Source organism: Flavobacterium sp. S87F.05.LMB.W.Kidney.N (assembly GCF_004366435.1).
Classification (GTDB): Bacteria; Bacteroidota; Bacteroidia; order Flavobacteriales; family Flavobacteriaceae; genus Flavobacterium.
The window spans coordinates 769,358-783,317 of the sequence record NZ_SODX01000001.1 but is presented as its reverse complement, the minus strand read 5'-3'; the positions used below and the strand labels follow the sequence as shown (position 1 = coordinate 783,317).

The 13,960-nt window shown below is 34.5% G+C and carries 9 protein-coding genes; 4 read left to right on the top strand and 5 right to left on the bottom strand.

The window, feature by feature from the left end; all coding sequences use genetic code 11:
* Positions 1 to 72: 72 nt before the first annotated feature.
* From pbpC to EDB96_RS03420, 5 genes are all read right to left on the bottom strand, one after another.
* On the bottom strand, positions 73 to 2,448 hold the full coding sequence (gene pbpC, locus EDB96_RS03440) for a penicillin-binding protein 1C (RefSeq protein WP_134139239.1): 2,376 nt from the start codon (positions 2,446 to 2,448) through the stop codon (positions 73 to 75).
* A 136-nt stretch (positions 2,449 to 2,584) separates the two neighbouring features.
* Positions 2,585 to 3,175 (bottom strand): transposase, encoded by a 591-nt coding sequence (locus EDB96_RS03435; protein ID WP_134139237.1) that lies wholly within the window; start codon positions 3,173 to 3,175, stop codon positions 2,585 to 2,587.
* 136 nt (positions 3,176 to 3,311) lie between these two features.
* Positions 3,312 to 8,990 carry an alpha-2-macroglobulin family protein gene (locus EDB96_RS03430; RefSeq protein ID WP_134139236.1) on the bottom strand — a complete coding sequence of 1,893 codons (5,679 nt, stop codon included), beginning with the start codon at positions 8,988 to 8,990 and terminating at the stop codon, positions 3,312 to 3,314.
* A 288-nt stretch (positions 8,991 to 9,278) separates the two neighbouring features.
* Complete coding sequence (locus EDB96_RS03425) at positions 9,279 to 9,911, bottom strand: hypothetical protein (protein ID WP_134139235.1); 633 nt, start codon at positions 9,909 to 9,911, stop codon at positions 9,279 to 9,281.
* Positions 9,912 to 9,924: 13 nt separating this feature from the next.
* Positions 9,925 to 10,368, bottom strand: a complete 444-nt coding sequence (locus EDB96_RS03420) for a nucleoside deaminase (protein ID WP_057117555.1) — start codon at positions 10,366 to 10,368, stop codon at positions 9,925 to 9,927.
* A gap of 61 nt (positions 10,369 to 10,429) precedes the next feature.
* On the opposite strand from EDB96_RS03420, the gene EDB96_RS03415 reads away from it, so the two are divergent.
* From EDB96_RS03415 to EDB96_RS03400, 4 genes are all read left to right on the top strand, one after another.
* Positions 10,430 to 11,293, top strand: a complete 864-nt coding sequence (locus EDB96_RS03415) for a hypothetical protein (RefSeq protein ID WP_243839303.1) — start codon at positions 10,430 to 10,432, stop codon at positions 11,291 to 11,293.
* Between the two features lie 79 nt (positions 11,294 to 11,372).
* The gene (locus EDB96_RS03410) at positions 11,373 to 11,924 is read left to right on the top strand and encodes a hypothetical protein (RefSeq protein WP_134139234.1); all 552 of its coding nucleotides are present in this window, start codon (positions 11,373 to 11,375) and stop codon (positions 11,922 to 11,924) included.
* 1 nt (position 11,925) lies between these two features.
* Positions 11,926 to 12,114, top strand: a complete 189-nt coding sequence (locus tag EDB96_RS03405; RefSeq protein ID WP_134139232.1) for a hypothetical protein — start codon at positions 11,926 to 11,928, stop codon at positions 12,112 to 12,114.
* Between the two features lie 52 nt (positions 12,115 to 12,166).
* Entirely contained in the window at positions 12,167 to 13,954 is a 1,788-nt protein-coding gene (locus tag EDB96_RS03400) for a 1-deoxy-D-xylulose-5-phosphate synthase (RefSeq protein WP_134139231.1), read from the top strand.
* Positions 13,955 to 13,960 lie beyond the last annotated feature (6 nt).

The window sequence follows — 13,960 nt, the reverse complement described above, 5'->3', positions numbered from 1 at the left end:
AGCTTTCATCTTTTATAAAGAAGCAAAATTTGGAATTTGGGATTTCAAAAAATTGGAATTTCTTTTTAAATTTTATTCCCTAACAATCTCAATCCTTCTTCTAATTTCATTTCCAGAAGCATCTACAACCGTAATATAATGAATTCCCGTTGTTGGCGTAATTGGCAGTTCATGAAATGTTTTTGTTGTTGCTTTGTAAACATCATCAACATACCAAAACAATTCTTTATCCCTTTCAGAATAAGCTACTTTTAAAATTACGGGCTGTATATTACTATTAAAATCTTTCGTTAAATAGATTTTGCTGTTGGCTTTTGGGTAAATAAAATCCATTGTTGTGGTTTGTGTTCCTTCGCATCCTTCCTTAAATGGTGGCAAAGGTAAATATTCAATGTGCTGGCTTTTATAATACCATGCCATTACGGGCGGCAGGACAAACCAGTTTTTAGTCACAATATTTTCGACACTTTCACAGCTGCTGTTTACCTGAAATTGCTCTGTTTTATCTAAATGAATGGTTTTATGATAAGGACAAACTTTTGTTGATTTCCCTTTTTTTGAAACCCATTGTTTAATTTTCGGACAGTTTTCTTTTGCCAAATAACCGCTTAAACGGCAAACTTCAACTTCTTCTAGATCTTTATACGGTGTATCAAACCAACGTTGCCTTGGCAGTAAATTAAACACGTCAAATAAAATCGGTGCCGCACTTGTCACTCCCGTTAAAGTTGGCCTCCCCTCTCCCGTTGCGTTTCCAACCCAAACTCCCACTACATATCTGGAATTGGTTCCAATTGCCCAAGCATCTCTATTTCCGAAACTTGTTCCCGTTTTCCATGCAATTTTTAAAGAACTGTCATAAAACTTCCAAGCTTCATCTCCTTCTGGCCTGTTGACTTCTTCCATTGCATTGTATGTAAGCCAAATTGAACCCGCACCTAAAATGTTTTTCTGATTCGTTTCTGAGCCAAAATCAGGTTCAAAATCATTTTTATAATTTAATTCTAAAAACTCGTTGGTTCTATATTTTCCTTGATTTTTAGTATAATAATTTAATGTTGATGATAAGTTCGCATAGGTTCTGCATAAATCCCATAAATTACTTTCGGCACCTCCCAGAATAAGCGACAAACCATAATGGTCGGGCGTTTTGTTAATGTTTTTTAATTTAAACTTTTGAAGTTCTTCATAAAACTTATTTACCCCAAAATCTTGAAGCATTAAAACAGCTGGAATGTTTAATGAGCGTGATAAAGCACGATGCGCCGGCACAGCGCCATCAAACGTGAGATTAAAATTTTGCGGTGTGTAACCTGAAATTTGGGTCGGAATATCGGCAATTAATGTATTGGGTAATAATTCGCCATCATCGAGCATTGCACCGTATAGAAGCGGTTTTAAAATGCTTCCTGTGCTTCTAGGGGCATCAATAATATCAACATCTTTTTGATGGTCAATATCTGAAGGAGAATTTCCAATATAACTCATTACATTTCTATTCTGCACATCTATTACCAAAATAGCCAGATTATGAACTTCATTCTGTTTGTACTGATTGTAATAATATCTCGCAATTTGATTTACCCTGTTTTGCAACGCATAATCTAAAGTTGTTTTTACTCGCGTTCCTTCTTCATTTTTAGCCACTCTCTGCAATAAATGAGGTGCTATTTGAGGCAGATCATAGGGTTTTTGAGGCAGAGGCTCTTCTATTGCAAGTTCATAGGTCTGCTTGTCAATTATGCCTTCTTGATGTAATTTTAGTAAAAGCCGGTTTCGCTTATTTAGTAATTTAATCTGATTTTTTCCTGGATAAATTAAACTTGGGGTATTGGGTAAAACCGCCAAAACAGCATTTTCACCCCAAGACAATTGATTCGACTGTACACCGAAATAACGCCACGATGCCATTTCTAATCCGACTACATTTCCTCCAAATGGCGCATGAGCAGCATACATGTCAAGAATTTCATTTTTAGAATAACCCAATTCTAATCGGGTAGCGAGAACAATTTCTATTAACTTTTCAAAATAGGTTCTGTTTTTTCCTTTTCTCGATAGTCGGATAACCTGCTGTGTTAAAGTACTTCCGCCGCGAACAACTTTCCCCGCTTTTCTGTTTTGTTTGAAAGCATTTATCATTGCACCCGGATTAAAGCCTGGATGTTTGTAGAAGTATTCATCTTCAAAATAAACAATACATTTTTTGAATTTATCCGGCACGCTGTCTTGCGCAGGAAAACGCCATTGTCCATCGCGGGCAATTTTCGCGCCTAGTAATTCTCCTTCTTTACTTTCAATGACAGTTGAGTAAGGTTCTTTAAATAAAGTTCGGGGTATCGAAAAATAGTAAATCAGCAAGAGCAGAAATGCAATTGCTGATTTTATTTTATTTCTTTTTATCCAATTTAGAATGCGTTGGAAAAACGCTTTTAATTTGTTTTTCACAATTATATTGTTCTTATCCTAACAGGTTTTAAAAACCTGTTAGGTATCAATTTATTTAGATTCCTAAAAGAAAAACCGAATACTTATAATATCTAACAGGTTTTTAAAACCTGTTAGGACACTCAAATGTAATTCTCTATTGATCAAGTAAATTTACATCATTAAGTACACCTTCGTAAATTAACTTTCTTTCATCATGACAAAATATAAAATTTTCTAAATCTTCGAATAATTCTATAATAAACTCTCGATTAATACTACTTCGCTTGTCTGATAAATAAGAACGATAAGATGAATGATTATAGGTTTGAAATTCTTTAGAAAAATTGTGTTTTAAAGGATTTAAATGAACATATAGGATTAACTGTTTCAAATACTCTTCGTTTTCAATTCTATTTCTTTGTAAGTGTTCCTGAAACAAACTCCCTGTTCTATTATAAGCCTTATTTATACTTTTAGAATAAGAGTTGAACAAATTCGAAAATGGCAGATAAATCTTTTCTCTAAATTTTTCTGGCAAATCGTTTTTATCTTTTATTCGAAGAACAATATGGAAATGATTTTTAAGCAAACAATAAGCATAAATATCGGCAATTGGCAAAATATATTTTTTAATCTTTTCTAGAAAATATTGATAATTCTTCTCTTCAATAAAAATATTCTCTTTGTTATTTCCTCTGTTATAAACATGATAATATTGTCCTGCCTCAAAAATATCCTTCTCCAAACTGCTAATCTTTTTATTATTATCCTAACAGGTTTTGGAAACCTGTTAGGTGTTTAGTATTCTACTATTTTGGTTGCCATATAGATACCTAACAGGTTTTGGAAACCTGTTAGGATACGTAGTTCTTATTAAAACTTTATTTTACAACCTCAACCCAGAATCCTTTTGTTCTTGCTAGGAATGTATTATCATACATTGCTTCACATTGCAATCCAGGTAAATAATAATTTCCTAAATAAGATGCGTTTAGCAGAATTCTAAAAACTTTTGTTTCTCTAGATTTCATTCCGAAATAGAAATTTGTTCTATCATCGCGAATATCAATATAGTCGGCAATATTGTTTACTGCATCTCCGTAATCGGTGAAACGTGTATTTACAATCTCGAATCCTGAAGGCAGAATCTGTGATAGCGCTACGTTTTGAATACTTTCGTTTCTCTGGTTTTTAATGGTAACCTCAGCAACAAATTCTGTTCCTTGATTAATTTTCGAAACATTGATTACACTTCCTTTTCTGTTTTTGAAAACTATAGAAGCCGAGACATCATTTTGTATTACATTTTCCTGTCCGATTGGTAATATTCCTGAATTCAGTACACGAACATAAACCGTGTTATTTTTATTGTTTTTCAGCGTAATACTATTAGCTCCAGTTGAAACAGAAATACTACGATCTGCAATTGTTTTTTGTGTATTTATATTTTCTCCTTTACCATTTTTACTGAACTGGATATTAATTCCTTTTGGACCGTTGCTTATCGCAAATTTAGACATTGAATATAAGCAATAAGCCGTTGTCTGCGTACTCATCCATTGATTGGCTGACATTTCTTTGGCCAATTTAGAAGCCATTACAAATGCTTTTTGTTTTTGTCCTAAAAGCAGCATCGTCTCTAAAGCCATGGCTCTATTTCTTTCACTTGAACCGTAATAGTAATAATTGTAACCGTCTGAATCACCATCAATGCTTGTTTTCAAAAACAAACTTTGTCCTGCCGATTTTTGTCCCGCTAAAACATATGCTGCAGCCAAGCGAAGCATACTTTCATTCGAAATACCTTTTGTTTCTCGCAATCTGTTCATTGAAGATAAATCGGCATTTCCTGCTAAAGCTAAAGTGTATAAACGATACGACTGCGCTAAATCATTTCCGTATTTCGGTTCAAAACGCCATTGTTTTGCTTCTTTTTGCTGATACGAAAGCCATTTTGATTTGAAATTAATTGGCAGCACATATCCTTTTTTCTCTGCTTCAATCAAGAAATGTCCAGCGTAAGAAGTTCCCCAATCATCTGCAATTGTATTTCCCTGCCAGTACGGCAATCCACCGTTTGATAATTGGAAATTTCCTAGTCTTGCTATTCCTGCCGCAATATTTTTTTGAATAATTTCTTTACGTTTGCTATCTATATCAGCAACATCGCTTAAAAATAACTGCGGGAAAACAGATGATGTTGTCTGCTCTACGCAACCGTGCGGGTATTGAATTAAAAACTGCAGTCTTCCATTCAAATTCATTGAAGGCATTGACGAGACTTCTAATCTTGCTTTATTACTTCCCGCTACGCCAAATGTTTTCCACGAAAGTGTTTTAGAACTGTTTGGAGTCAAAATAACATCGGTATAAGTACTAGTCAACGGATTTGGATTTGTCATATCAATTTCAACATCATAAGTTGACTTTTCACTTCCTGATGTTGCAATTACCTGTACTTTAGCTATTCCGGTTGCAGATCCAACCACTAAATTAAAGTATGCCATTTTCTCATCGGGCTGAGAGAAGTTCAATCTCTGAACTGCACTTCCCATAACCTTCAATCCGTTGCTGGTTTTGATCTGAATGGAAACATTTTTTATTTTATTTTCTGTAGCAAAAACCGTTACTGGAAGAGTCACTTTTTCTGATGGAGAAATTTTTCTCGGCAATGAAGCCAAAACCATTAACGGACTCTTAACTGGAGTTGCTTTTTCTACACTTCCGTATGCACTAGTATTCGCATCTCCCGCAACAACCATTGTTCTAACAGAACCAATGTATTTCGGTAGTTTTAATTGATGAGATTTAGTCTGGCCTTTTTCCAATTTAAATGGACCATAATACAATACAACTGGTTTAAAACGGTTGGCTTTTTTAGCTTTTCCGCCGCCTAAATCCTGATCTCCACCAATACTGAAAATCTGATTTATTTTTCCGCCGTAAGCACCAATTACATCATCGTAAATATCCCAGGTTTTTACTCCAAGCGCTTCACGAACATAAAAACTATCCCAAGCATTTGGCGTTTTAAAACGTGTTAAATCCAGAAGTCCTTCATCGACAACGGCAATTGTATACGTCATTTCTTTACCTGACTTTTCTCCTACTTTAACCGTAAAAGGCTGTTCTGGTTTTAAGACATCGGGCATATTAATTGTCGGTGCCAAAATGGTGTTTTTATCCACAACTTCAATTGGAACAATTCCGTACATACGAATCGGCGAATCATTTTTAGTCGAAGCGTGCGGCTGTAACAACGTAATATTAAAATAGACATTTGGAGCCATTTCTCCAGTTATCGGAACTTCGACTTTTGTTTCTCCATTTTTAGTTTCAGCCCAAATTGTCTTTACTACTCTAGATCCGTTTTCGATAGAAATTAAAGCACGTCCGCCTTCACTTGAAGGGAAAGAAATCTGCGCTTTTTCTCCAACTGCGTAATTCTTTTTATCTGTAGAAAAAACCAGCATATTTGCTGTTGAAGCATCTCTATTACGAGTTTTTCCAGACCAAATTGGCCAGTCGATATTTACGGTTAAAGCTGTTGCATGTCCTTCGTTTGTATCTTCTACACGAATCAAATAGCGTCCCCACTCTTCATCTGTCAAAGTAAATTCGAAACTTCCTCGCCCATTTGAATCTGTACTAATCATTTTGGTTTTGTACGAAGTCGTGGCATTGGATGAATTATAATTAGACAAGTTATCGCTGGAAGAATCCCACCACCAGCGCCAGTCTACTTTGTAAATCCTCACTTCTAGATTTCGAACCGATTTTGGTCTTCCGTTTTCGTCAACCGTAATCACATCAAAACGATTGGAGGCTCTGGTTTCGAGCATATTGTATTTGTTTAGTTCAGGCGACTTTATTCCGACATAAGTTTTGTATGGAGAATAAGTTGTTGAAATAACATCTGTACTAAAATCACCTCCTTCTTCGTATACTTTTGTAATGAACGAAGCGCGTAACATTCCCGGCGCCTGACCCTGTAATCTTGGCTGAATATTTACAGAAGCTTTTCCGTTTTCGTTTAATTTTCCAGAGAAAACATTAATTTCTTCTGTGCTGAATTGACGAACCAAATCATCAAAAGTATATTTTTCATACCCTTTAAAAGTAGTGGTTTGCTGAGAGAATTTTGCCTGCATTTCTACATTTAAATTCTTTGCAATTGCACCGTGAAGCCACGTTACTTCTAGATTATCTGTATTTGGATAAGATGACGAAAGTGTTTTTCTGGTAAATGTATTTTTAATTTTTAAACGATTAGGTTTGATCGTTTCGATTTTTATACTCTTATAAAATTTAGCACCTCCAACACTTACCATCGCTTCCCAATTTCCTGTTGGCGCATCTTGACTGGTTGGAACTATAAATGCATAATGGTTTAAATCGTTTGTTTTTTGAACAGTTTGATAAACTGTTTTTCCATTCGGATCGTTTAATCTGAATTTAATTGGATGCGATTTTGGAAGTTTATTTGCTGCGTCATTCAAAATAAAAGACAAATACAAATTATCTCCCGGGCGCCAAACACCTCTTTCTCCGTAAATAAATCCTTTTAGACCTTTTTGTAAAGTCTCACCAGCAACATCAAAATTACTGACAGATAATGAAAGTCCGTCATCAAGTTTTACATAAGTAGATTGATCGCCTAAAGTTACGATGGCAAAATAAGCGAATTTGTCCAGTTGAAATGATGCAATTCCTTCACTGCTTGTAGCTTGTGTACTTATTTTTTGCTGTTGGAAATTGTATAAATCAACTCTTGCATTTGATACTGGTTCTGTTGTTACAATATTATTTACGGCAAATAAATACGATTTATTTTCACCTCTTTTCGCAATTACCCCTAAATCTGTAGCCAGAATATTGGTTGCAATTTTAGCATTGTAATAATACGAACCCGAACAAGGATCCTGACTTTCTCGCCACTCATAATCATCATAATAATAATCGTCGTAAGAGTTGCCGCTGTAGTTTACATCATTTTCATCAACTTCTTCTTCCTCTGTTTCATCCTGATCACCGTCTGAGGTTTCACATTTATAAAGAGAATATTTCTTTTTATACTCAAACTCCACCCTGTAAATTGCTCCCGGTTCTGGTTTTATAATTTTAGATAAATCTAAAGCATACGTATTCCATTTGGAAAGGTTTACAAGTGTGCTTTCTTTAAGATTCAGCGTAGTTTTGGCAATTGGCTGCGCAACTTTTTTGAGATTTTGTCCGCCGTTTAATTCATTATACTGCAAAAACTGCAGAATATTATTTTTGTAAATCTTATATATCTTTACATCAACAGCACTTAAATTTACGGCTTCGAAATTCAGTTTTAAATTATTCGAACTCGGCAGAATTGTACCATTTTTAATGAAACGAATGCTTGGTTTGATCTGGTCAAAAGAGATTTTCTCAGAGTAATTCGCTTCCATCTTTTTGCCGTATTGGCTCTCAATTCCCTGAAAAACCTCCAAAAGCAATTCACCTGTAATAACTTGTTCTGGTTCTTCATCTTCAACAACCTCCACAACATTATCCGTCGACACTGTATCGATCGCAACCGCTGCAGAGTCAACTACAACTGATGCCGAATCAACCGCAGCAGAAGCTGCCTCTTCTGCTGCAACTGCAGCAGGTTCTTCTTTTTTAGGCGCATTTTGATTTGTAAAATATACTTTTAGTAAATTTCCCTGTGTCGAAAATTTTAAATTATTCGTGTTTTGAATCGAAACTAAACCGGCAAAATCCTGTCCTTTTTCAAGCGGTTCAGAAAAATTAATTAAAACCGATTGGTTGTTTCCGTCCGGAACTTCAACTTTTACAACTTTAAATTCGTTGATGCTGGTAACCGGAAAATCGATTTGCCCTTTCTGATCGATGTCAAAATCGTTTCCGTCATACAAAATTTCGACATTTGACGCTTCAGAAAAACGCTGAATACTATCAATTATAAAACGAAATTCTTTGGCTGGACCAGTCGTTTTCTCAAATTTAATTTTAAGATTATTCCCTTTTTGTTTGGCTTCTACCAATTTTTGAGCCGTTTCCAAATCAATATTATCTGCTGTTTTTAAAACACAGTTTAAATATTGATATTCTTTGCTGTACGATTGTATATCGCCAGTATTTATGGTAAAATCCTGTTTAACGGTTTTAACTGTAAAGTTGAATTTAGAAAGTTCTGCCTCTTTTTCTTTCGGAATCGCCGTCAGTTTATCTAAGTTTAAGGTAACTTGATATTCTGTTCCTGCTTTTAATTTTTTCTCCGGAATAAAAGCAATTGTGTTGGTCGAAAGTGCCACGACTTTTCCGTTCACACTTGGCGAAATATCAAACAAATCGTCATCTAGTTCCTGATTGGGCTTCCAATCGTTTTTATCAAAAGCCAAGACCACTCTAATATCAGAATCAGAAGAAACGATTCCGCCTGTAAAACTGGTTATGTAATCTTTGAATAGTGAAAAATCTGAATTGAAATCGGCAGCCGATTTTCTGCCGCAGGATTGAAAAATAAAAAACACAAAAAATACGAGACTGAAACCTTTTACTTTCACTTTTATCTACAGTTAATGGTTAACAAATGAAGAATTAATTCTTTTTACTTTAGTAAGATTACAAAGCAAATCCAGAATTAATTTAAGATAAAAGTAAACTATTTTTTATTTTATTTAAGAAGAAAATTCCCTAGTAATGATTATTTAACTTTTGTTGAAGTTTAAACGCTCATATTGCTTTAATAAGGAGCTAAATCCAGCTGTCCGCTATATCTTTTTCTTGCTAAAGAAGCAAGAAAAAGGATGCCGCTCCCATCTGGGCTAGGACATTTATTTTCATAAGACTATTTAAAGTTCAGTCACGAGTTCAGATAAAACTTTATCCATTTCAAGAAAATGATCTTCGGTATTTGAAGAATAAAAAAGTTGATTATTACTCATTATAACAATTACCTCATCATCATAATTTCCATAGAAATTTATTCCTTCTGCCCACTGCTTAAAGGAAACACCTTTATTTTTATAATTCTCAACAATAAAGCTTAACCCTTCATTGTCTATTTCATAAAAACATTCAGCAGTAAATTTTAAAGCAAAACTGGCTTGCAGATAAGCCATAGCATTAAAAAAATCCGATAATTTTTCTGTTTCCAAATTCCATTCCTTTTCATCATAACTCATGTAAACTGGCGGATTAAGATTTGATAAATTATCTTTATGAATTCCCCAAACACGAGCGTGCTGGTTTTCGGTATAAAATATCAGATAATCATTGTGATTATAGAATTGAAATCTTTCCGGAATTATTAAGGAATCTTGTGTTTGATTTAAGTTTTGGATTTTACCTAATTCCGAATAATAATCAACAAAAACTTGGGGAAGATTTCCAAAAATATCTTTTATAATTTGAATTTCATCACTAGTAAAACCATTTGGTCCACTAATGTGAAAAAGCTTTTTGATTGTTGAGAAATCAGTCATACTATTTTACTAATTACTTACGTCTCTCCAGAAAAAAACGCTTCATTAAATCGGCAGCTTCATTTGCCATAACTCCAGAAACAACAGTCGTTTTAGGATGCAGTTTTGTTCCCATATTCAGAAAACCGCGTTGTTCGTCGCGAGCGCCAAAAACAATTTTAGAAATCTGGCTCCAATACAAAGCTCCTGCACACATCTGGCAAGGTTCGAGCGTAACGTACAAAGTACAATCTTTCAAATATTTTCCGCCAAGAAAATTTGCGGCTGCGGTTATCGACTGCATTTCGGCATGCGCTGTAACATCATTTAGCAGTTCTGTCAAGTTGTGGCTGCTTGCAATTACTTTATCGGCCACTACAATTACAGCTCCAACAGGAATCTCGCCTTTTTCAAAAGCCATTTCAGCTTCCTGCAAAGCTTTTTTCATGAAATATTCGTCGGTGAAAGGATTTATCATAATTGCAAAAATAAGGTTTTAGTATTTATTTTTTATTACATTTATTTCCTGATATTCAAATATGGAAAGCAAACACAAAATAACTGTTCCTAAACCTTGTCACGAAAACTGGAACATTATGACTCCTAATGACAATGGTCGTTTCTGCATAAGCTGTTCTAAAACCGTTGTAGATTTTACGTCGATGCTTCCTGATGAAATTCAGTCCTTTTTTATTCGAAATCAAAACAAAAATGTCTGCGGGAGATTTAAGAAATCGCAATTAGATTCGATTACAATTCAAATTCCAAATCGGGTTCTACATTCTCAAACACGCTATCATAAAATGTTTTTATTGGCTTTGTTTATTACTATGGGAACTACTTTATTTAGCTGTCAAAATAAAGACGGAAAGAAACAAAAAATTCAAAATGTGGAAGTTGTAAAAGATACCACAACCGAATTAGTAACTCTTGTTGGAGAAGTTCCACTTGACCCAAATGATTCTATTCATTCGCATGTTCCGCCGCCCCCTCCACCAAAAGCAAATCAGGTTAAATTTGTAAAACCAGTTTCTACTGAGTGTAGTAAAACAACTAAAACCAAAGTAAAATCTTCCAATACAATCAAAGAAGAGGATTCACAATTTGTTACTGGAGCTGTAATGCAAAAAAATGCAGAATTCCCAGGCGGCATTGATCAATTCTATACTTTTTTTGCGAAAGAATTTAAAAAACCCGAAGATTCGAATATTACAAACACCAGACTTGCATTTGCGGTAGAAAAAAATGGTTCTGTATCTTATCTTCAATGTTCACCTATAGTTGAAGAAGCATTAGAGAAGGAAATTATCAGAGTTTTAAGTTTATGTCCTAAATGGCAGCCAGGAGAATCAAACGGAAAAAAAATTAAAATGCAGTATTCTTTGCCAATAGCACTTCAATAAAAACATCAATTTCATAAATTTAAAAAATAAGAATATACTTATATTTTATTATTTGCGTTCTTATTGCAAATGCTAATTTATGAACGCACATTTTAAAATAGTTATCCCAAAACCCTGCAATGAGGATTGGGATAAAATGACTCAAGATGCAACAGGAAGATTCTGCCTTGCATGCAATAAATCTGTAATAGATTTTACAAACAAACTGCCAGAAGAAATTCAGCACTTTTTCCTTAAAAATCAAAATAAAGAAATTTGCGGGCGATTTAAAAACTCACAATTAGATACTCTAAAAATTCAAATTCCAAGTAGGGTTTTATTCTCTCAAACACAGTATCACAAAATGTTTTTGCTGGCTTTATTTGTTGTTATGGGAACTTCTTTATTTAGCTGTGCAACTGTAAATGGAGATAAGCAAAAAATTGAAAAAGTTGAAGTTGTAGAGTATAATAAAAAAGACAACAATAACTCGATACCAATTACTGATGATGTGCTTTTAAAAATGATACAAAATGACACTATTCAAATTGAGCCTCAATATGGGCAACATTCAATGGGACCTAGTTATAGGGGCATGCTTCGAATTGGGAAAGAAAAAATAAATTCAGAATCCCAAAACGAATCAAATTAACATGAAATCAAATTTCAAAATAATAATCCCAAAACCCTGCAATGAGGATTGGGATAAAATGACACCAGATGCAATAGGAAGATTCTGCCTTGCCTGCAATAAATCTGTAATAGATTTTACAAACAAACTGCCAGAAGAAATTCAGCACTTTTTCCTTAAACAATCTTTTTTGATTTTTGAGGTTAGATAAACATTCAGTAAAAAAATAAATTTAAAACCGTAAATTTGCTTTTTACCTTACAATGAAAAGCAATTTACTTTCAAACATATACAATCCTGCCGATTTACGTCTTTTAAAAGAGGAGCAGCTTACTCAGGTTGCTCAGGAACTGCGTCAGTTTATTATTGATGTGGTTTCGGTTAAAGAAGGTCATTTGGGCGCGAGTTTAGGCGTAATTGAATTGACAATTGCACTGCATTATGTTTTTAATACGCCCGAAGATTTATTGGTTTGGGATGTTGGACATCAAGCCTATGGACATAAAATTTTAACTGAAAGAAGGGAAATTTTTCATACCAATAGACAAATCGACGGCATTTCTGGTTTTCCTAAAAGAAGTGAAAGTATTTACGACACATTCGGCGTTGGACATTCTTCGACTTCTATTTCTGCAGCGCTCGGAATGGCAATTGCCTCTAAACTAAAAGGTGATCTAGACAAACAGCATGTTGCTATTATTGGAGATGCTTCTATTGCCAGCGGAATGGCGTTTGAAGGTCTAAATCATGCTGGAGTTACCGATGCTAATTTATTAGTGATTTTAAATGATAATGCAATTGGAATTGACCCAAGTGTTGGTGCGCTTAAACAATATCTTACCGCGGTTAAAGAAGGAAAAAATCCGAAGAAAAATAACATGATCAAGTCTTTGAATTTTGATTATTCGGGTCCAATTGACGGTCATGATTTCCCTACTCTGATTAAAGAGCTAAAGAGGTTAAAAGATATAAAAGGACCAAAATTTCTTCATATTGTTACTACAAAAGGCAAAGGTTTACAACAAGCCGAAGAAAATCAGGTTAAATATCATGCTCCTGGCAAATTTGATGCTTTAACTGGAGAAATTCATTTAAAACAGGAAGAAAATCTTCCGCCTAAATATCAGGATGTTTTTGGTTTGACGATTTTGGATTTAGCCAAAAAGAATGAAAAAATTATCGGAATCACTCCTGCAATGCCATCTGGAAGTTCCTTAAAATTTATGATGGATGAACTGCCAGATCGTGCTTTTGATGTTGGAATTGCAGAACAGCATGCCGTAACGCTGGCGGCAGGAATGGCGACACAGGGTATGATAGTATATTGCAATATTTATTCTACATTTTTACAACGTGCTTACGATCAGGTAATTCATGATGTCGCTTTGCAGAACTTACCTGTAATTTTTTGTTTGGACCGTGCAGGATTGGTTGGCGAAGATGGCGCTACGCATCATGGCGTTTTTGATATTGCTTATCTGCGTTCTATTCCGAATATGATCATCTATGCACCGCTTAACGAAATTGAACTCCAAAATATTCTATATACAGCTCAATTAGGATTAAACCATCCTATTGCTATTCGTTATCCGCGAGGCCGCGGCGTAATACCAAATTGGGAAGTAGAAAATTTCGGACATTATAAAAAAATAAATTTCGGAAAGGCAGAATGCCTAAAAGATGGTACGGAAGTTGCGGTGCTTTCGGCCGGAACAATTGGAAATAATGTTATAGAAGCCTTGAAAGAATGCCCTAATTCTGAAGCCATTGCCCACTATAATTTTAGTTTTATTAAACCATTAGACATCAATACATTAAACACCATATTTTCAAATTTCAAGACTATAATTACAATAGAAGACGGCGTTAAAAAAGGTGGTTTTGGAAGTGCAATTTTAGAGTTTGCTGCATCTAATAATTTCAAAAATGATATTGAAATTTTGGGTGTTCCAGATGAATTTATTGAGCACGGAACAGTTGCTCAACTGCAACAATTGTGTAAAGTTGACGTTAAAAGTTTAATAAATCTTTTTTCTAACGGTTCAAAATAATTATTT